Consider the following 21246-nt stretch of genomic DNA (forward strand, 5'->3'; position numbering starts at 1 on the left):
CATCTGTGAAAATCTATGAGATCTGTGAGAAATATAAAAATACTAAACAAAGAAATCCATAGCTATATCAATGCAAATCTAAACTCAGATCTGCATTCTTTATTATTAAAAAAATCTCCGTTTCCAGAGATTTCCATGCAGGAAATCGTACAGCAGATCAAAGGGAAACAGACTGCCCAAAAGAAATTTCCGTTTCTGCTAAAAGAGGGAATTGTTTTCCCGCCCCAGCTAAATTTAGAGCAGTCATCATCAGAGATTACAGCAGTCTATAAATCACAGATTCTGAAAGGAAATACATTCATTGACCTGACCAGCGGCTTTGGAATAGATGCCTATTATCTGTCCCAGAATTTTAAAGAAGTCACTTTGGTAGAACAAAATTCTGAATTATTGAGCATTGTGGAAAATAATTGGGGGATTTTAAACCGGAAAGCGACATTCATCAATCAAAATCTGGAGAATTTTTTAAATAGAAATAAAGAATATTTCGATGTTATTTATTTAGACCCCGCAAGAAGGGACCAGAACAAAAATAAAGTCTTTCTGCTCGAAGATCTTTCGCCTGATGTTCTTCAAATCAAGGAAAAGCTACTTACCACAGCAGATCAGGTGGTTGTAAAATTATCACCATTAATCGATTTGAAGTATCTGGTTTCAGTCCTACCCGGTATTTTCAGGATTGAAATTATAGCTGTGAAAAATGATGTTAAGGAAGCAGTCATTTTTCTGTCGAATGAAAAGAAAGAAGAGATAACGGTTACTTGTGTTAATCTGGAAAGTGATGAATCTTCTTTTTTATTTAAATTCGGAGAAGAAGAAAGTGTTCAGGCAGAATATTCTGAACCTGAAAAATTTATATATATTCCTAATAACAGTATTTTGAAGGCAGGTGTTTTTAATCTGGTTTCAGAGAGATTCGGGCTTAAAAAACTCCATCCCAATACCCATCTTTATACTTCAGCTCAAAGGATCAGTGATTTTCCCGGTAGAATTTTAGAGATGCAAACTGTTGAATCCAAGCAGATTAAAAAGAAAGAGCAGTTCAATATCATTTCGAAAAATTATCCTTTAAAACCAGAAGATATCAAAAAGAAATATGGTATAAAAGACGGTGGTAAAGGCTACCTTATTTTTACACAATCCAAAAAAGGTAAAATTATTTTAAAATCAGTATAAAAATGTTGCCGAAAAAAGCAGGATTTCTTACTTTTGGGCAATCAAAAATTTAAGCATGAAATCGCTTGCTGCTAAAATTATTATAACCGGCTAAAATAATGCGATTCCATATGACATTTAAAAAATAAATTTTACATATGAAAAAATTAATTATATGTTTAGCTGTTGCAACGGTAGCCGTAAGCTGTAAAAAGATCCAGGCAGGAGGAAACAAAAATACTTTGAAACTGGAAGAAGGAGTAGAAAGATATTCTGACGATGTGCAGGGCGGAGGTGAAGCACACGGTCATGAAGCTGCTGCAGGGCACCAAGAGACGGCTCCTGCTGAAAAGCATGAAGCTGTAGCTCCTAAAACAGACAGTACTACTGCTGTAAAGCCTGCTGAAGCTGAGAAAGCTCCAAAAGCCGAACACTAATTACTAGTACATGATATAAAAAAATGTCCTGCCGAAATGCAGGACATTTTTTGTGCAAAAGTCTACAGGCTATTGACAAATAGCAGTTCTTCGGAAAATTATCTGTTTTTGTTTGCTGCTGCAGACCAATTTCTTTATTTTTAACGAAACAAATTTTTAAAATGCAAGAGACATTAAATTACATTAACGAAAACAAACAGCGTTTCGTGGATGAATTATTTGAGTTATTGAGAATCCCTTCTATTTCTGCAGATCCGGCGTATAAAAATGATGTATTGAAATGTGCGGATGTTGTTGCAGAATATCTTAAAAATGCAGGAGCTGACAATGTAGAAGTATGCAAAACCAACGGATATCCTATTGTTTTCGGAGAAAAACTTTTAGATAAAAATCTGCCAACTGTATTGGTATACGGACATTATGATGTTCAGCCGGCAGATCCATTAGAGCTTTGGACAAAACCACCTTTCGAGCCTTATATTGAAAAAACAGAACTTCATCCGGAAGGAGCAATCTTTGCAAGAGGTTCAGCGGATGATAAAGGACAGTTTTTCATGCATGTAAAAGCTTTTGAAGCCATGATGAAGACCAATACACTGCCTTGTAACGTGAAATTTATCTTAGAAGGCGAAGAAGAAGTAGGATCTGTAAGCTTAGGAGATTTTGTGAATCAAAATAAAGAAAAACTGGCTTGCGACTGTATTTTAATTTCCGATACCCATATTTACAGCAACGAACAGCCAACTGTTACAACTGGTTTAAGAGGGTTAAGCTATGTGGAAGTTGAAGTTGAAGGACCGAACAGAGATCTTCATTCAGGACTTTACGGTGGAGCAGTTCCGAACCCAATTCATGTGCTGTCCAGAATGATTGCTAAATTGATTGATGAAGACGGACATATTACCATCGACGGATTCTATGACAATGTAGAAACCGTATCAGATGCTGAAAGAGCAGATATGAACAAACTGAAGGATAATCCGGAAGAATTCAAAAAATCTATCGGACTGAATGGAGTGGAAGGTGAAAAAAGCTATACAACGCTTGAAAGAACCTCTATCCGTCCTACTTTAGACTGTAATGGTATTTGGGGAGGATATACAGGAGAAGGCGCTAAAACAGTAATTCCTTCCAAAGCTTCTGCTAAAATTTCAATGCGTCTGGTTCCTTATCAGACTCCCGAAGAAATCACGGAAAAATTCACGAAATACTTTGAAAAGATTGCTCCTGAGAACGTTAAAGTAAAAGTAACACCTCACCACGGAGGAATGCCTTATGTTTTACCAAGCGATACCAGAGAATTCCTAGCGGCAAAACAGGCTATGGAGACTGCATTTGGTAAAGAAGTTCTTCCTTACAGAAGTGGGGGCAGTATCCCGATCACGGCAATGTTTGAAAAAGTATTGGGGGCTAAGTCTGTGCTAATGGGCTTTGGATTGGATTCAGATGCAATTCACTCACCGAATGAGCATTACGGGCTGTTTAATTTCTATAAAGGAATTGAAAGTATTCCGTTGTTCTTTGAGAATTATTCAAAATAATTAAATATTTTATAATCATATTCAGTAAAGCGTTCCAACCTTGGAACGCTTTACGTTTTTTTATGGTAATATCCCTATCAAATGGTATTTTTTTAGTTAATCTATGTGATTATTTTTAGTTCAACCTAAAATAATTGCTATGAAAAAAAACTACTCCGTCGCATTCTGCTTGTTTTCAGTGTTTTCCTTTGCACAGCAGATGATCTCGTTTGAAAATTCAGATGGCTTTTATACCGGAAATATCCATGGGCAGGGAACCTGGATCAGCACGCCCACCGGCGATGTACCTCCTAATGTGCCCAACCAGATTATAAGCACAGATAGTGCAACTGACGGGATTAATTCTTTAAAGATTGTTAAAGAAAACACATATGGAACCCAATCCATTCCCATCATCGGAGCATTTGATAACCTTCCCATATTACTTTCTCATACAGGTTTTACCGTTTCCTTCGATATCAATATGTCCCAGCTTAATGGATCCATCTTTAGCTTTCAGGGCGTGAGCAGCGCTGACGAAAAATACATTTTCAGGCTTGATTTTGACAATACCGGAGCGGTTAAAGTTCTGAAAATGCTCTCAAATATACCTGTAATGGAATCTGTTTCAGGAACATGGCAGCCGAATGTATGGTATCAGATTACGGTTATCGGAACTCCCACAGATATTAAATATTTCCTGAACGGAACTTTGATCTGCACAGGGATTGCAGCAGAAACTATAGATATAAACCAGCTGCGTTTCGTACACGACAATGCGGATGGGACAGCTTATATTGATAATCTTAAAGTATATAACCAAGCGATATTATCTTCGGCAAATAGTGCTGTAAATAAGAAGACTGTAGTTGTATATCCTAATCCCGCTTCAGATTTTATTAAGATCAATTCTTCCGGTAAAATAAAGAATATTGAAATCTATGATATGGCAGGTAAAAAAATTGAATTCAGATCGGAAAACGATAAAATAGATGTAAGTAATCTGTCTACCGGGAACTATTTAATCAATATTAAAACTGAAAACGGTAATTTTTCTGAAAAGTTTATCAAAAAATAGGTTAAGTTTTGTATGAAATTGGTTTTCATGATTCTAATTTCCTTATTATTTTTCAGGTAAATATTTTGTTATAGATTAATTATAGAAATACCTGATAAATCTTAGTCCGTATAAAACGCTCCAATTGGGGCGTTTTTGTTATTTTAGAGAATTAAAATTAATAAATATGTCAGAAAATAAAGTAGCTTATATAACAGGAGGAACCAAAGGAATAGGTTTCGGAATAGCAAAAATATTGTTGGAAAACGGTATTTCAGTAGCATTTTCAGGGCGTAAAAGAGATGATGTTGAAAAAGCTGAAGAAGATCTTAAAAAATATTCGCAGAATGTTTTAGGAATCGTTTCAGATGTAAGAAGCCTTGAAAGTGAAAAAGAAGCCGTAAAATATATCATTGAAACATTTGGTAGACTGGATTTCGTAATTGCCAATGCAGGATTGGGAATATTCAAACCTGTAGATGAACTGACTGCCGAAGAATGGAACGATATGATAGAGACCAACCTGACAGGTGTTTTTTACACATTAAAAGCTTCTGTTGAAGAATTAAAAAAGACAGAAGGTTATTACATCACAGTTTCGAGCCTGGCAGGCGCCAATTTCTTTGAAAACGGAACAGGCTATAATGCTTCTAAATTCGGAGTGGTAGGATTTACTCAGGCTGCAATGATTGATCTGAGAAAATACAACATCAAATCTACGGTCATTATGCCGGGATCAGTCGCTACAAATTTTAACGGAAATGTTCCCTCAGAAAAAGACAGCTGGAAGATCCAGCCCGAAGATATGGGGAATCTCGTCCTCGATATTTTAAAAATGAATCCACGGGTTCTGCCAAGTAAAATAGAGTTTAGAGCAACAAAACCAGCCTAGTAAATGCATTTAATGTATTGAATAGTAAAAAAATAAGTATTATGCATGCATAATATATTTTTTAATTATATTAGCAACGTAAAATATAACAAAATCTCAGCATAAAACACTAAGGTTTTTTATGCCCAAAAGGGAAAAAATAAAATAGTACACATGAAAATATTAGTTTGTATCAGTAGTGTTCCGGATACTACTTCCAAGATTAACTTTACGGCAGATAAATCTGCTTTCGACAAAAATGGAATTCAGTGGGTAATCAACCCTTTAGATGAATTTGCGTTGACAAAAGCAGTTAAACTTCAGGAATCTCAGGGTGCAACTGTAACAGTGATCAACGTAGGAGATGCTGCTACAGAACCGGTGATCAGAAAAGCATTAGCTATTGGTGCCAATGATGCCGTGAGAGTAAACCTTGATCCTAAAGACAGCTATTCTACAGCAAAAGAAATCGCTGCCGTAGCTCAAAACGGAGGATATGACCTTATCCTTTGCGGAAAAGAATCTATCGACTACAACGGAGGTTCAGTACCAGGAATGGTCGCTCAGCTGTTGAATCAGCCTTTCGTAAATGCATCTGTAGGTTTAGACGTAAACGGAAGCGAAGCTACTGCTGTAAGAGAAATTGAAGGCGGAAAAGAAACGATATCAGTAAAATTACCTGCTGTAATCGCAGGACAAAAAGGATTGGTAGATGAAAAAGATCTTATCATCCCGAATATGAGAGGGATCATGTCTGCAAGAACGAAGCCTTTACAGGTAGTAGAGCCGGCTTCTTCTGAGGTGAAAGTTCAGGGAGTAACTTATGACAGTGTGCCGCCAAGAGCTGCTGTGAAAATGGTTTCTCCTGACAATTTGGATGAATTGGTAAGATTGCTTCACGAAGAAGCTAAAGTAATCTAAACATTTAAAAGCTGGAATCAGGGAACGAAGTTTAAAATTTCCGGACCGGATCCAATCTTTTAATTCTTAAATTTTTAATCTTTAAATTTAAAAAAATGGCAGTATTCGTATACGCAGAAAATATAAATGGAGTTTACAAAAAAGCAGCTTTTGAAGCAGTTTCTTATGCTAAAGCCGTTGCAGACCAGGCGGGAGATACCGTTACGGCAATCTCTGTAAACCCTACAGATTCTTCAGATTTATTGTACAAATATGGAGCATCAAACGTTATCAATGTAAAAGACGAAGGTCTTAAAAGCTTTTCAGCAAAGGCATTCGCTCAGGCTGTAAGTGAAGTGGCAGACGGAAATATTATTGTTTTCCCTCACACTACAGATGCTTCTTCTATTGCTCCTATGCTTGCAGTAATGAAGAACTATTCTTTAATTACCAATGTACTGGAAGCTCCTGAAAGTCTTTCTCCGTTCCAGGTGAAAAGAAAAGCTTTCTCAGGAAAAGGATTTATGCATGCAAAAGCTGAAGGAAACGGAGTAATTATTACCGTTTCTCAAAATGCTTTCGGAGTAAAAGAAAGTGCCGTAGCAGGATCAGAAGAAGTTAAAAATCTATCAGTAGCCAACGAAGATACTAAAGTGATCTCTCACGAGCAGAGTTCAGGGAAATTAGACCTTAAAGAAGCAGAAGTGGTAGTTTCTGCAGGGAGAGGAATGAAAGGTCCTGAAAATTGGGGAATGGTTGAAGATCTTGCTAATGTTCTTGGGGCTGCTACAGCATGTTCCAAGCCGGTTTCTGATATCGGATGGAGACCTCACACAGAGCACGTAGGGCAGACAGGTAAAGCGATTTCACCTAACCTTTATATCGCAATAGGTATTTCCGGAGCTATTCAGCACTTAGCTGGGGTAAACTCTTCTAAAACTATTGTAGTCATTAATAATGATGCTGAAGCACCCTTCTTTAAGTCGGCGGATTATGGAGTAGTAGGAGATGCATTCCAGATTATTCCTGCATTAACTGAGAAGATCAAAGCAATAAAAGGATAAAAAGTCAATAGTGAATTTTACTTCGCAGGTCAATAGTAAATTTAGAATTGGCACGAAGTAATTCACCATTTACAATTCACATAAAAAATAAAAGTTCGGGCTTTCCGGGCTTTTATTTTTGCGTAAAAAACTGAAATCACAATAAAAAATTAATCTATATTTGTAGCTATGGATTATAAGCAGCTAATTATTCGCGGAATATCGTACAGCCAGACACAATCGGGGGCGTACGCTTTGTTATTGGAACATGAAGAATCACATATAAAATTACCTGTTGTTATAGGAAATTTCGAGGCTCAGTCTATTTCGCTGGGACTGGAAAAAGACATCCATCCGCCCCGTCCGCTTACCCATGATTTATTTACAAAATTTATAGTTTCTGCCCATTATGAATTGGTTTCAGTAATTATTTACCAGATCGTAGACGGCGTATTTTTTTCTAATATCAATTTTAAAAATAAAGCTAATAACGAAGAGCTGATCCTTGATGCAAGAACTTCTGATGCAGTAGCAATGGCCGTAAGATTTGACGCTCCCATTTTTACCACCCAGCAGGTTCTCAATGAAGCAGGAATTCTTCTTGAACTTGAAGACGTTTCAAAAGAAGAACAGCCGTTCTCCGAAACCGAACAGTCTGAGGATAATTTAAAAGCAGTATCTATGGAAGAACTTCAGAAATTATTAGATGAGGCTGTAAAAGAAGAAGACTTCGATACCGCTCTGGAAATTCAGGAAGAAATTAAAAGGAGGAAAAAGAAAATTGATTAAAAGAGACACTTATACTAAACTATGAATTTAAAATTACGACTTACCATCCTCAGCTTTCTCCAGTTTTTTGTCTGGGGAGCATGGCTGATAACGATGGCTAATTTTTGGTTCGGTACAAAACACTGGGATGGAACCCAGTTTGGAGCCGTTTTCGGAACCATGGGAATAGCTTCTATTTTTATGCCGACCATTACCGGGATTATTGCCGACCGCTGGGTAAATGCAGAACGCATATTTTCTGTCCTCCATATCCTTTATGGTGTTATCCTTTTTGTACTGCCTCATTCCGCAGATCCTAATTCTTTCTTTTGGCTGATGCTTCTGGCAATGTGCTTTTACATGCCTACCATTGCCCTTGCCAACTCTATTTCCTACACGATCCTGAAAAACAGTAATCTGGATGTCGTAAGAGACTTCCCGCCTATCAGGGTGTGGGGAACTATCGGGTTTATTGTAGCGATGTGGATTACCAATCTTACGGGAAATAAGGCTACAGAAGGACAGTTTTATATCGGTGGAGCTATTGCTATATTTTTAGGAATTTATGCTCTGACCCTACCAAAATGCCCGCCGCAGAAACTGATTGATAAAAACGCCCCGTTGTCTGAGCAATTAGGTCTTAATGCATTTAAGCTTTTCGGAAGTTATAAAATGGCTTTGTTCTTTTTGTTTTCAATGCTTTTGGGGGCAGCACTTCAGCTGACTAATGCCTACGGAGATGTGTTCTTAAGTGAATTTTCACATTTCCCAAAATATGCAGACTCATTTGTAGTACAGAGATCTACAATTATCATGTCGATTTCACAGGTTTCGGAGACCCTATTTATTTTGGCAATTCCATTCTTTCTGAGGAAATTCGGAATTAAAAAAGTAATGTTGATGTCTATGCTGGCCTGGGTACTCAGGTTTGGGTTCTTTGCTTACGGTGTTCCGGACGGATTCGGGCTTTCGCTGATTATTTTCTCATGTATCGTATACGGAATGGCATTTGATTTCTTCAATATTTCCGGTTCTCTTTTTGTGGAAACAACGACCGATAAAAAGATAAGATCATCCGCTCAGGGATTATTTATGATGATGACGAACGGTTTTGGGGCTCTTTTCGGAAGCTATATTGCAGGTTGGGCTATCGATAAATTTTTCACACACAAATTTACGAACGTTTCAGATCTATCCGCTTATCTGGACACGACAGCTGATAATCCTACTTTCTTGCAAATCCTCAAGAACAGTTTCAATTCAGCAGTAAATGCTGACGGAACACTTTCATCTGTGGTCATGGTAAAAGACTGGCAGAATATATGGCTTTCATTTGCAATCTATGCATTGATCCTTGCCATTTTCTTTGCTATTTTATTCAGACATAAACACAATCCGGAAGAAGTCTCTTCAGTAAAACACTAATTCTACTGATCTGATTATTAAAATATTAAATTGCACTTTTTGAAAGAAAGTGCAATTTTTTTTATTTTCGGGCAACCTTTTAGAATAAATTCCGTCTTATAGTTAGAAAACCGATACATGGAGAACCTCGAAAAGAATTTTTTACTGGCTAAAAAACAGGACCGGATGGCCCAAAAGGCTCTTTACGAAATGTTTTCGGCTAAAATGCTTGCCATATCAAATTCTTATACGAATAATCTGCATGATGCAGAAGATATCCTGATCAGTGCATTTATGAAATGCTTTACCAGGATAGACGAATGCAGAGACTGGAAAAGTTTTCCGTTCTGGCTGAGAAAAATTGTTGTCAATGATTCTATCAGTTTTGTCAGGAAGAACAGGAATATTCTTTATGCCGATATAGAAATTGCGGATGATTATTCTGATGAAGATATAGATGAACGGCTACAAGAGATCAATATTAATGAAATATTTTCAAAGATGCCGGCAGGGTATAGGCTGATCTTCAATTTATATGTTTTTGAAGAAAAAAAGCATCAGGAGATCGCAGAAATGCTTAATATTTCAGAGGGAACAAGCAAAAGCCAACTGAGTAAAGCGAAAAAATGGCTTGCAGAATTTTTAAAAACAGAAGAACATGCAAAAAGAGATACTGAAACAGTTAAAGTCTGATTACGAGAGGCTCGAAATTAAGCCCTCTGAAGCCCTTTGGAATAAATTAGACCAGAAGTTGCATGAGGCACCTGACATGCCGTTAAAACGGTCTTTTAAGTGGTGGAAGTATGCTGCTGTTGTATTGCTGTTGATTTCTGCAGGAAACATTATTTATTTTAGCAACTATAAAACGAAATCTGATAATAAACAAACAGACTATATTGTTAAAAAAACTTTTGAAAAAACACTAAATCCCATAAATACGGAGTTGGAAGATCAAACACCTATTTCGAATGAACAGCGTATCCGGAAGAATGTAGTAAAAATGGTAGATAAGAATCTGAGAAATTTTAATTATGATCATGCATTAATTCGAAAAAAAGAAAGAGAATCAAATGATACCAAGGTTGCCGAACATAAAAAAGAGCAAAATATAGTTATTCAACCGGAAAATGATTTCATTAACAATGAAAAAGCGGAAAATGCTGTTATGTCAAATCTTCCTGTACTTGCAGAAGCTAAGAAACCAAAATCAAACTATATCAGTTCTGATGAGCTTCTTTTGGGCAGAGAATTTGATAAAGCCCGGGAACAAGCCGGTAAAGATGAACATAAACTTGGAGCCTTCAAATTTGATAAAGTGGTTCCGAATGTAGGTAATGTAACTGTTTTGGGAGTAACGGTCTATCTGGACTCCAAGTAAATCTGAATTTTTTATAAAATCAAAATACTGTCCTGAATATGGACAGAGATATAATATTGTCTAAAAATTATAAATAAATATGAGAACAAAGTTGATCTTTATGGCTGCTGTAATGGCTTTTACATACAGTGCGGCCCAGGAAAAACAGGACATGGATCTGCAGATTAAACGCTACTCGAAGAAAATTGACAGCATTGTGGTTTCAGAGAAATCCAAAATGAATGCAGAGCTGGATATTGTTGATAAAGATTTTAAAGAAAATAAAATCACACCGGAGGAAAAGCAGAAACAGCGCTTGGAAATTGCCTCTAAATACCAGCAAACCATCAATGAAAAAGTGGACGCCCAGCAAAGCGAACTGCAGGCTGCAACAACAGAGATGGTCAAAAATGCTGTTTTTATGGATCGGGACAGTATAAATAAAAATGAAATGTGGATAGGGCTTAATGGTCTTAATATGAAATTGGGACAAGAAAAAAAGAAAACTCCAAAACAGTCCTTACAGACTTTGGAACTGTCCGGCAGTATGATGGGAACAGGCCTGACTTCAAAAAATCAGCCTTTTAACTTTTACAATAAAGATTCTGATACCAGGAATACAATTATCAACTCTTCACAAATGGCATTGAGATATGAAGGCCAGATCGGTGGCTTTAAAAGTCCAGTATTTTATCGCGCCGGTTTGGGAGTTAGGTTCGATCAGTATGTTCCCAAATATGGAAAGGTTTTTAAACAGGATGACAACGCTTTGTTCGTAGGTGATTTTGACAGAGGTAATTTAAAGAGAACCCAGTTCAATAATACATACCTGTATATACCTGTAGATTTAAGATTTGTATTGAATCCAAAGTATACAGAATATGACGGAGTTCAGTATCTTGATAACAAAAAAAGACAGTTGAGCCTGGTAATGGGGATTTATGGTGGTGTAAAAGTGGGAAGTGTGAACTATATAAAATATTCAAATGAAAACTCCAGAAGAATTGTGGAAAGAGAAAGAATAATGCATGGAGTGAATGATTTTATTGTTGGTGGAAAATTCGGAATCAGTTATGGAGGTCTTAAAATATTTGTTCAGAAAGATTTTACACCCATCTTCAATGACAGTGCTCTCCTGAAGAATAAATATGGAGTTCAGATTGGTATAGAATTCGTAAATGTTATTTTCTAATTTAACAATAAAATTTAATTTTTATTGAGTATAATGTAATTTAAATTAATTTTTATTGATACTAACAAATGTTTGTAAAGGAATCATCCGTTTTTAAAGCACACTGTCTAAAAGTGTGTTTTTTTTTGTATTTTGGCACTTTAGTAAATATGAAAAATATTCAGTTATTAGGATTATTATTAGTGGTAGCAGGTAGTTTTATGCCTCTTGTTCATGTTCCCATTATCGGAAACTGGAACTATTGGAAACTGGATCATTATCTGGCTATTGCATGCTGGATCTTTGCTGCATGTGCAGTTTTTGGTATTGTAAACAACAGTGCAAAAGTAGTAAGATTCTTTGGGGTGTTGCTGATTGTGTTATTTGCATTTACACTCGTTGCAGTTAAGATGCAGTCTCTGGAGTATTTCAGCTTTCTGCCGTTTAAATCATGGAGAGAAGCTTTTGCAGGAGTTGTAAAGCTGAAATGGGGTTGGATTGTAGAGTTTTTAGGGGCTTTCCTTATGATTTTTGCTGCAGGAAATAAAAAAGTAAATAAACGGACACAACTATGAAGCATTTAAAAATGGGATCAGCAGCTTTTTTGATGTTGATATTTTCACAGGCTAAATCTCAAAAAACAGCATTTGATAAACCGGACCAACCGGCTAAATGTAAAAATATAAGAGAAGGGAAATTCCTTCGCCCGAATTATCCCGAGGGAATTTGGTATATGACCATTAAAGATAATATTCAGACCGAATATTTAAATAATGGTAAAGATTTTATAAAATCCACCTTGGTTTTTGTGGACGACTGCAATTATAAAGCGATCGTGCTGGATAAGACAACCAATGATAACCGCATCCATATAGGAGATGTTTTTAGCAATAAAATTGTGGAAACTCAGGATAACGCCCTGAAATTACATTCCAAAATTGAAAATAGCCAATATGAGGTTATTTATATAAAAGTAAAAAAATAGAATAGTATAATGCAGCCGGAAGGCAGCATTTGTAAAAAAAGTAAATATAATACACATGAAAGAAGTATTCATCGTTTCCGCAGTAAGAACACCTATCGGGAGTTTTATGGGAAGCCTTTCAACGGTTCCTGCTACAAAGCTGGGGTCTGCTGCTGTAAAAGGAGCATTAAATAAAATCGGTCTTGATCCTAAGAATGTTCAGGAGATCTATATGGGAAATGTACTGCAGGCAGGAGAAGGCCAGGCGCCGGCCCGTCAGGTGGCTTTGGGTGCAGGTCTGTCTATTGAGACACCCTCTACTACAGTAAACAAAGTATGTGCTTCAGGAATGAAAGCAGTAACTATGGCGGCACAGGCTATTAAAGCAGGCGATGCTGAAGTAATTGTTGCCGGAGGTATGGAGAATATGTCGTTAGTTCCACATTATTATAATGCAAGAGTTGCCACTAAATTGGGCGATATCAAAATGCAGGACGGAATGGTGCTGGATGGTCTTACAGATGTGTACAACAAAGTACATATGGGAGTTTGTGCAGAGAAATGTGCTGTAGATTACAGTATTTCAAGAGAAGATCAGGATAATTTTGCTATAGAATCTTACAAAAGATCTGCAAAAGCATGGAGCGAAGGAAAATTCGCAGAAGAAGTGGTTCCTGTTGAAATTCCTCAAAGAAAAGGAGATCCTGTAATTTTTGCTGAAGATGAAGAATATAAAGCAGTAAATTTTGACAGAATTGCAACACTTCCTACTGTATTCAAAAAAGAAGAAGGAACCGTAACCGCTGCCAATGCATCTACATTAAATGACGGTGCTTCTGCCTTGATTCTTGTTTCTAAAGAAAAAATGAAAGAACTTGGCCTGAAACCTTTAGCTAAAATCATCTCTTATGCTGATGCAGCTCAGGAGCCTGAAAACTTCACGACTGCACCTGCGAAAGCTTTACCAATTGCCCTTAAAAAGGCAGGCCTGGAGATTTCTGACATCGATTTCTTTGAATTTAACGAAGCATTCTCTGTAGTAGGTCTTGCCAACAATAAGATCTTAGGACTGGATGCATCCAAAGTAAATGTAAATGGTGGAGCAGTAGCCATTGGGCATCCGCTGGGAAGTTCAGGATCCAGAATCATTGTAACGCTGATTAATGTATTGAAGCAGAATAATGCCAAATACGGTGCTGCAGCTATCTGTAACGGTGGTGGTGGAGCTTCTGCTATTGTGATTGAAAATATATAATATTCTCTCGAAGAATATTTTACCATTAAGGAATCGATAATTTTTCTAAATTCTTATCAATTTCTTAATGGTTTTTCTATTTTTGTGCTACTAATATTTATTTGAAATGTCTGAAATTGAGAATCAACAGCCTCAAAACATAAAGAATAATCCAAGGATTATGAAAGCCTGGGCTGTATACGACTGGGCGAATTCTGTTTACTCATTGGTTATTACCTCCACTATTTTCCCTATTTACTATTCCATACTGACAACTGCTTATGAGAAAAAAGAGTATGTGGAAGAAACAAAATCATGGATTGATGTCCCGGTGAGGCACATGATAAAGGTTTTAGGAAAAGAATACCAGCCGGATGCTGTGTATGGATATTCACTTACCATATCATTTTTTATTGTAGTGCTGCTTTCTCCGTTCCTGTCTTCATTAGCTGATACTATCGGAAACAAAAAATCATTTCTGCAGTTTTTCTGTTACCTTGGAGCTACCTCATGTATGGGGCTTGCTATGTTTACAGGAATGCATAATGTATTTTTAGGTCTTCTTTTCAGTATTACGGCAAGTGTCGGATTCTGGGGAAGTTTAGTGTTTTATAACTCCTTCCTGCCGGATATTGCAACCCGTGATAAGCAGGATGCGTTGTCTGCAAGAGGATATGTGTATGGATATCTGGGTTCTGTAGTCCTTGTGGTGATCTGTCTGGTACTGATCCAGGTTTTTGCAAAAGGAGCCGCACAGCAGCTGTTATTTACAAGAATAAGCTTTCTGTTGACCGGTGCATGGTGGTTTGGCTTTTCACAGTATACCTTCAAGCATCTTCCTCAGTTTGGAGATGTTAAAGAAAAACTTCCTAAAGATCTGGTACTTTTAAACTATAAAAATATCTTTAAAAAGCATGAAGAACAGGGAGGTTTCTTTGAGGTTCTTAAAGATAATATGAGCTTTTATAAAGACATTGCCAAAGAAAGCTTTCATGAGCTTTTCAAAGTGGGTGGAGTTTTGTTTAAGGATAGAAACCTAAAATTTTTCCTTTCCAGCTTCTTCTTTTACAGTGTCGGGATGCAGACCATTTTCCTGATGGCCACCTTATTTGGGAAAAGCGAAATTAACCTGGCCCAGGATAAACTGATCGGAACTCTTCTGGTTATCCAGATCGAAGCGATCATCGGGGCGGTTATATTCTCCAGATTATCGAGGAAGATAGGAAATAGAAACGTGATTTCTATCGCTATTGTACTTTGGATTGTTGCATGTCTTTGGGCATATTTCCTGAACAAAGAAAATCCTACGGTAGAATATCAGTTCTATGGAGTAGCAGCAGTAGTAGGATTGGTGATGGGAGGGCTTCAGGCTATGTCCAGATCTACCTATTCAAAGCTTCTTCCGGAAGATTCTATGGAAAATACCACGTATTTCAGCTTCTATGATGTATTGGAGAAGATTGCGATCATTATCGGAACCTTTATCTTCGCCACACTGATTGAGCATTTTAATAATATGCGAATTGCAGCATTATCCATGACCTTATTTTTCGCGACAGGACTTATCCTGATCCGGTTTCTTAAAGTCAATATGCGGAAAGAAAGGGATACTTTATAATCAAACTGTCAATAAAAATTAATTAAACTATCATAAAAGCCTGATCATTCAGGCTTTTTTTATCGTATACAGATAAAATGGTTTCCGCTCTTTGTGGTGATAAAAGCCTGAAAAACCTTTTCTGTTTAAATAAATTGGAATTCGGCTTGAGTTTTGCTTATATTCAGCGGAATAATTTTAACTTTGCAAAAAGATTTATTGTCAAGATGACGAACCCTCTATTTTATGCAAAAATAATTCTCTTTGGAGAATATGGGATGATTGAAGACTCCCAGGGGCTTGTAGTACCTTACAGTTTCTATAAAGGAACCCTGAAATTCTCAGATTTAAGTTCTGAATTTGAACTTAAATCGAACAAACATCTGCAGAAATACTCTGATTTCCTTGCAACGCTTGATCTTTCTGATGATTTTAAACTGGACATCAAGAGCTTAAAAAATGATATTGAATCCGGGCTTTTCTTCGATTCCAATATTCCACAAGGATATGGAGTAGGAAGTTCAGGAGCTTTGGTAGCTGCTATTTTTGAAAAATATGCACTCAGTAAGCTAGATCCTGAACAGATCTCGAAAGATAATCTGAAAAAGTTAAAAACCGTTTTTGGTGAAATGGAAAGCTATTTCCATGGTAAAAGTTCAGGAATGGATCCTCTGATCTGCTATATGAACCTTCCGATCCTTATAGAGAATAAAGAAAACCTGGACAGGGTTTCTATTCCTGAAGGAGAGAAAGGAAAAGGAGCCATATTCCTTATCGACAGTGGTATTACAGGAGAAACCGGACCTATGATCCAGATCTTCTTTGAAAAAATGAAAACGGAAGGTTTCCGGAAAACATTAAAAGAAGAGTTCATCCGTTACAACAATGCATGCATTGAATCTTTCCTTAAAAAAGATATGAATCCTTTCTTCAGAAACCTGAAAAAGCTTTCCCATTGGGCATATGAGCATTTCCGTCCGATGATCCCTGAAAGTATTTTCAACATCTGGAAAAAAGGACTGGACTCTAATGCCTATTATCTGAAACTTTGCGGAAGCGGCGGCGGCGGATATATTCTGGGCTTTACAAAAGACTACGCAAAAGCAGAAAAAATGCTTGAAGGCTTCCAAAAAGAAGTGATTTACAGATTTTAAACAGGCTGGAATGAATTCTGAAAAAGAAACTTTCCAGTCTAAGAACTATTTCTCTAAATCTATATTTTACAGATTCTCACAATTCGTGGGTTTTCTGATCGGTGCCCGTTTTTTTGTAGCGGCACTCCTCACATTTGCTTTATATGTATCCACTTTTTTCCTCTTCAATCAGGATGAAACGTTCAGCAAATTTGTCTTCGATTTTAAAGTACACGGCATTATTTTCTGTACCGTTATAACCATTTTGGCCGGCGGAATTATCAACCAGTTTTACGATTTGGAAAAAGACCATGTGGCAAAACCGTTCCGTACCAGAATCCAAAGCTTTATCAAACAGAAATATTTTTTATATGCTTACCTGGCTCTGACTGCCATTTCTCTGGGTGTCGCATGGATGATTTCCCATAAGGTATTTGTTTTTTTTCTTGTATACCAGTTTTTTATGTGGTTTTACAGTCATAAATTAAGCAGATTGCTGATCATTAACAACCTTACTTTTGTAAGTCTTACATTATATCCTTTTTTCGGAATGATGGTCTATTATGAAACCTTTTCCAAGAAGGTATTGCTGATGGCTGTTTTTCTCTTTCTGATCCTTTTGTGTATCGATATTGTAAAAGATATGCTCACAAAAAGTGTTGATAAAGCATTCGGATATACAACAATTCCAAACTATTTTAAAAATAAAAATAGCCAGATCATCATCATTTCTCTGCTGATTACCACAATAGCTGTTTCCATGAAGCTTATCACTAAAACAGGAATTTCAGGTTTTATGGCATACTACTTTACCGCAGGCTTATTTGTAATGATCTTCTGTATTTACCTTTTGCTTAAATCCACCAGAAGAAGTAAATTCCTCACTCTCAATATATTAAGATTCTGGGTGTTTGTAGGAATCATCGCTATGCTTTTGAATGGAATTGAAAGCAAATTGTAGAAAATTTTCTTTAAATAAACTGTGGTTATTATTACCTTTGCAAAACTAAATTTAATAAAAAGGATGCCCATTTTTAACGATACTAAAGTTGCATTTGCAGACAAGTCTGATGCACAATTGAGAAAGGCGTACTGGATGTTTAAAATGATTGAACAACCCGCTCTTACCAGCCTTGGAACTTCTGTTCTTAATTTTACGGTACACAATAATTTTCCTTTCGTGACCGGAATTGTAAAAAGCACTTTGTTTGAGCAGTTCTGTGGTGGCGAGACCCGCGAAGAAAGTATGAAGGCGGTAAAACAGCTTTTCAAAAGAGGAGTTGGAAGTATTTTCGATTATTCTATTGAAGGTAAGGAAGATGAGGAAACCTTTGATGCAGTTTGCAAAGAGATCAAAGATATCATAAGATTCTCTGTGGGAAATCCTGCCATTCCTTTTATTGTATTTAAACCCACGGCTTTTGGAAGAATTGATCTGTATGAAGCGGTAGGAAGTGGTGCTGAGCTTACTTCAAGCCAGAAAGAAGAATGGGAAAGAGTGGTAAGAAGGTTTGATGAGGTATGTAGTCTTTGCCATGAGAATGACAAAAAAGTAATGGTAGATGCTGAAGAAACCTGGATGCAGGATGCAGCAGATCAGCTTTGTGAAGAAATGATGGAGAAATACAACCGGGAAAAGCCAATTGTCTGGAATACCATCCAGATGTACAGAACGGGAAGGCTGGAGTATATGGAAGCTCATCTTCAGAGAGCCAGAGAAAAGAACTATTTCATAGGATATAAGATCGTTCGCGGCGCCTATATGGAAAAGGAAAGAGCAAGGGCGGAAGAAAAAGGATATCCGGATCCTATCCAGCCAAATAAAGAGGCTTCGGATAAAAATTACAACGCCGGGATTGATTTTGTAATGAATCATCTGGATAAAGTATCAGCATTCTTTGGAACTCATAATGAGATCTCATCTGAATTGGTTATGGATAAAATGAAAGCCAAATCTCTTGAAAACGGAAATCCTCATATTTATTTTGGACAGCTTTACGGAATGAGTGATAATATTACCTTCTATCTTTCAGATAAGGGCTATAATGTGGCTAAATATCTTCCATACGGACCTGTAAAGGATGTTGTGCCTTATCTTACAAGAAGGGCCAGAGAAAATACTTCTGTAGCCGGACAAACCGGAAGAGAATTAGGTCTTATCAAGAAAGAGTTGGAAAGAAGAAAGAAGTAATATTTTATAAAATATACAAAAAGGCCTGCAGAAACTGCAGGTCTTTTTAATTTGCTATATATGTGTGAAAAAGACCTGTATTTATTATAAGTATTATCATTTTGGCATTATTTATAACTAAATATATTTGCATATTTGTTAATCATATAATAAAAATATTTAATATATATTGTTTTATTCATTGTTATTGGTTATATTTGATTTAAACCATTAAAAACTAATATTATGAAAAAAGCATTACTTATTGCTGCCCTTATAGCGGCTAATTTTGGCATAGCACAAACCTATAATAACGGAGGTTTAAGTACCGGAGCTACTTCTAAAAGTGGAACGGCAGCACCTGTCGGATACACATGGTCTGAACTTCAGAATAATACAGGAAATACTACAGAATCCAATACCAGTCTTGGTTTAGGCGGAACATCCAGTTCAGCTGCGGCAAGTTTTTTTCTTGCTGATGATTTTACTATTCCCGCCGGAAGTTCATGGCAGATTACAACCATAGATTTTTTTGCCTATCAGACGAACTATGCAGGGACTACAGCTCCTTTTAATACAGTAAGAGTAAACATATTCAATTCAGATCCTTCCGTAGCAGGAGCAACAAGTGTATTTGGAGATGATACTACCAACAGGTTTTCCGTAGGAGCAGACGCCACCATGTACAGGACTGGAAATACTGCCGTACCTGCTGCTGCCATACCTGGGACCACCAGAAAAATATGGAAGATAACAGCCAATACACCTATAACTCTTGGAGCCGGAACATATTGGATAAAATACCAGCTGCAGAATGTAGTGATGGCTAATGCGGGCTTTTTACCACCGGTTACTATCGTTGGAAGCCGTGGACTTCCTGCCTTTAATGCTAAGCAATTTGATGCCATTTTGGGAACGTGGACTTCTCTAATTGATGCCGGAAACCCTGCTTCAGCTCCTGATGTTCCTTTAGATATGCCATTTGTTATTACGTTTACAGCAACCACACTGGGTACACAGGAGACCATGCAATATGACAATAGAATTCAAGTTTATCCTAATCCCGTAAAAGACAATTTCAAAATTAATAATCCTGAAAAGCTTAAAATAAGCAGTGTAGAAATTTTAGATGCTTCCGGAAAATTGATAAAGACATTGAACGGTTCTGAAGAGTATAGTGTGACAGACTTACCTAAGGGAAATTACATTCTGAAAATAAAGAATGAGGGCGGACATATAAAAATTACAAAACTAATGAAGCAATAAGATTTAGTTTTCTTCTTCAATATTTTTTATCCTGGTCATTTTACTTGGCCAGGTTTTTTTATGGTTCAAAACTTTCAAATTTTCCGTTTTCATAGAAGAGAACGATCCTTTTTATTTTATTCTCCTGATTATCAATGACTTGATTGATGAATTTATCGTTAGTCTTTTCTAATCGCTGAGAATCTGATATATTTTCCTGAGCCTTATATGGGGGCGGAATAAACGATTCTCGCGGCCTCTCTTTTAGAACGTCTGTTTCCTTCTCAGTTCCGAAATCTTCATCGTCCTTCATCATCGTAAATAAGTCGGGTAGCGGAGTAGGTTTTCCTTTTTCTTCTTCCCGTTTTTCCTCTGAAGCAGATTCTACTTCCGGTAATTCGGATTTCAGCATTTCACCTTCACCCGTAACCAGCCAGTCCCAAAGAATCTCAGGAAAGCTTGACTTTATCTTTATAATGAATTCCAAAGAGGGTTTGTTTCTTCCGGAAGTAATATGCGAAATGGAAGAACGCTGTACATCGATCTCATCGGCAAACTCAGAAGGACTGAGATTGGAATACTCTATAACTTTAGAAATTCTCTCGTTTAAACTCATAAAAATAAGTTGTTTATTACTTTACAAATGTAAATGATTAAATTTACATAAGCAAATTACAAAAGTAAACATATTTAGTTATTGTAATTATACAAATGTAAATAAAATATAACGTATTATAAAACAACGTTTTATACTTTTAATGATAATCATTTATATGAATTGCGCAAAGTAAACTCTTTTTTAATCAGTAAATTTTTAAATGTGTGTGCCATTAAACTAATTGTAACTTATATTGTAAACATCTGATTAATAACATATTGAGATGTTACTAAGTTGAATCATTAGTATTCTAAATTTCAATTCCTGGTATAATTGTAATAGATACAAATGTGAATTTATAATATTAAGTTGCTGTATATTAATTATTTATACTATATAAAAGCATTAATTAATTTCTTACTTTTGATAAAATTCTAAATAATAAGATTGATGCCATTTGCAGCAAAAAATTTTTCTGTTAAAATACAAAAATAGGGCATTTACAAATGTATATATGTATAATTACATGAGTTTTCCACATTTATAATGTTTAATTAAATTATACCTAATTGCTGATAAACAAGGTTTTTATTACTTAAAGTAACCTTTTAAATATGATTTA

At 36.4% G+C, this 21246-nt stretch carries 21 protein-coding genes; 20 read left to right on the plus strand and 1 reads right to left on the minus strand.

All coding sequences use genetic code 11. From position 1 onward, the window contains the following. Window positions 1-15: 15 nt before the first annotated feature. The 20 genes from ACMGDK_RS01625 (at window position 16) to ACMGDK_RS01720 (ending at window position 20047) form a co-directional block, all read left to right on the plus strand. Window positions 16-1176, plus strand: a complete 1161-nt coding sequence (locus ACMGDK_RS01625; protein WP_436806315.1) for a class I SAM-dependent methyltransferase — start codon at window positions 16-18, stop codon at window positions 1174-1176. Between the two features lie 137 nt (window positions 1177-1313). Next, entirely contained in the window at window positions 1314-1592 is a 279-nt protein-coding gene (locus tag ACMGDK_RS01630; protein ID WP_436806316.1) for a hypothetical protein, read from the plus strand. Window positions 1593-1753: 161 nt separating this feature from the next. Further along, window positions 1754-3133: a dipeptidase gene (locus ACMGDK_RS01635; protein WP_436806317.1), complete on the plus strand. Its 1380-nt coding sequence runs from the start codon at window positions 1754-1756 to the stop codon at window positions 3131-3133. A gap of 139 nt (window positions 3134-3272) precedes the next feature. Continuing rightward, complete coding sequence (locus ACMGDK_RS01640) at window positions 3273-4190, plus strand: T9SS type A sorting domain-containing protein (protein WP_436806318.1); 918 nt, start codon at window positions 3273-3275, stop codon at window positions 4188-4190. A 166-nt stretch (window positions 4191-4356) separates the two neighbouring features. Beyond that, entirely contained in the window at window positions 4357-5061 is a 705-nt protein-coding gene (locus tag ACMGDK_RS01645) for an SDR family oxidoreductase (protein WP_436806319.1), read from the plus strand. A 153-nt stretch (window positions 5062-5214) separates the two neighbouring features. Then, a complete protein-coding gene (locus ACMGDK_RS01650; protein ID WP_111958055.1) occupies window positions 5215-5961 on the plus strand; it encodes an electron transfer flavoprotein subunit beta/FixA family protein in 747 nt (248 codons plus the stop codon). Between the two features lie 95 nt (window positions 5962-6056). Then, window positions 6057-7004: an electron transfer flavoprotein subunit alpha/FixB family protein gene (locus ACMGDK_RS01655; protein ID WP_436806320.1), complete on the plus strand. Its 948-nt coding sequence runs from the start codon at window positions 6057-6059 to the stop codon at window positions 7002-7004. Between the two features lie 168 nt (window positions 7005-7172). Then, on the plus strand, window positions 7173-7772 hold the full coding sequence (locus ACMGDK_RS01660; protein WP_436806321.1) for a bifunctional nuclease family protein: 600 nt from the start codon (window positions 7173-7175) through the stop codon (window positions 7770-7772). 21 nt (window positions 7773-7793) lie between these two features. Beyond that, entirely contained in the window at window positions 7794-9176 is a 1383-nt protein-coding gene (locus ACMGDK_RS01665) for a nucleoside permease (protein ID WP_436806322.1), read from the plus strand. Window positions 9177-9293: 117 nt separating this feature from the next. Then, window positions 9294-9848: an RNA polymerase sigma factor gene (locus ACMGDK_RS01670; protein ID WP_436806323.1), complete on the plus strand. Its 555-nt coding sequence runs from the start codon at window positions 9294-9296 to the stop codon at window positions 9846-9848. Further along, a complete protein-coding gene (locus tag ACMGDK_RS01675; protein WP_436806324.1) occupies window positions 9814-10533 on the plus strand; it encodes a hypothetical protein in 720 nt (239 codons plus the stop codon). Before ACMGDK_RS01670 ends, ACMGDK_RS01675 begins: the two co-directional genes overlap by 35 nt. Window positions 10534-10612: 79 nt before the next feature. Then, window positions 10613-11704: an OmpH/Skp family outer membrane protein gene (locus ACMGDK_RS01680; RefSeq protein ID WP_436806325.1), complete on the plus strand. Its 1092-nt coding sequence runs from the start codon at window positions 10613-10615 to the stop codon at window positions 11702-11704. Between the two features lie 149 nt (window positions 11705-11853). Then, window positions 11854-12258 carry a hypothetical protein gene (locus ACMGDK_RS01685; protein WP_436806326.1) on the plus strand — a complete coding sequence of 135 codons (405 nt, stop codon included), beginning with the start codon at window positions 11854-11856 and terminating at the stop codon, window positions 12256-12258. After that, the gene (locus ACMGDK_RS01690) at window positions 12255-12668 is read left to right on the plus strand and encodes a carbohydrate kinase family protein (RefSeq protein WP_436806327.1); all 414 of its coding nucleotides are present in this window, start codon (window positions 12255-12257) and stop codon (window positions 12666-12668) included. Before ACMGDK_RS01685 ends, ACMGDK_RS01690 begins: the two co-directional genes overlap by 4 nt. A gap of 55 nt (window positions 12669-12723) precedes the next feature. Then, the gene (locus ACMGDK_RS01695; protein ID WP_436806328.1) at window positions 12724-13902 is read left to right on the plus strand and encodes an acetyl-CoA C-acyltransferase; all 1179 of its coding nucleotides are present in this window, start codon (window positions 12724-12726) and stop codon (window positions 13900-13902) included. 106 nt (window positions 13903-14008) lie between these two features. Next, complete coding sequence (locus ACMGDK_RS01700; RefSeq protein WP_436806329.1) at window positions 14009-15499, plus strand: MFS transporter; 1491 nt, start codon at window positions 14009-14011, stop codon at window positions 15497-15499. 206 nt (window positions 15500-15705) lie between these two features. After that, complete coding sequence (locus tag ACMGDK_RS01705) at window positions 15706-16632, plus strand: mevalonate kinase family protein (RefSeq protein WP_436806330.1); 927 nt, start codon at window positions 15706-15708, stop codon at window positions 16630-16632. A 10-nt stretch (window positions 16633-16642) separates the two neighbouring features. Further along, complete coding sequence (locus ACMGDK_RS01710) at window positions 16643-17572, plus strand: UbiA family prenyltransferase (RefSeq protein WP_436806331.1); 930 nt, start codon at window positions 16643-16645, stop codon at window positions 17570-17572. A gap of 63 nt (window positions 17573-17635) precedes the next feature. Continuing rightward, complete coding sequence (locus ACMGDK_RS01715) at window positions 17636-18802, plus strand: proline dehydrogenase family protein (RefSeq protein WP_436806332.1); 1167 nt, start codon at window positions 17636-17638, stop codon at window positions 18800-18802. A 225-nt stretch (window positions 18803-19027) separates the two neighbouring features. After that, window positions 19028-20047 (plus strand): T9SS type A sorting domain-containing protein, encoded by a 1020-nt coding sequence (locus ACMGDK_RS01720; RefSeq protein WP_436806333.1) that lies wholly within the window; start codon window positions 19028-19030, stop codon window positions 20045-20047. A 58-nt stretch (window positions 20048-20105) separates the two neighbouring features. Here the strand turns inward: ACMGDK_RS01720 and ACMGDK_RS01725 are convergent, their stop codons facing one another. Continuing rightward, window positions 20106-20642, minus strand: coding sequence for a helix-turn-helix transcriptional regulator (locus ACMGDK_RS01725; RefSeq protein ID WP_436806334.1), 537 nt, complete (start codon window positions 20640-20642; stop codon window positions 20106-20108). Between the last annotated feature and the right edge of the window lie 604 nt (window positions 20643-21246).

Origin of the sequence: Chryseobacterium hilariae, assembly GCF_051400735.1 — a bacterium.
GTDB lineage: Bacteria > Bacteroidota > Bacteroidia > Flavobacteriales > Weeksellaceae > Chryseobacterium.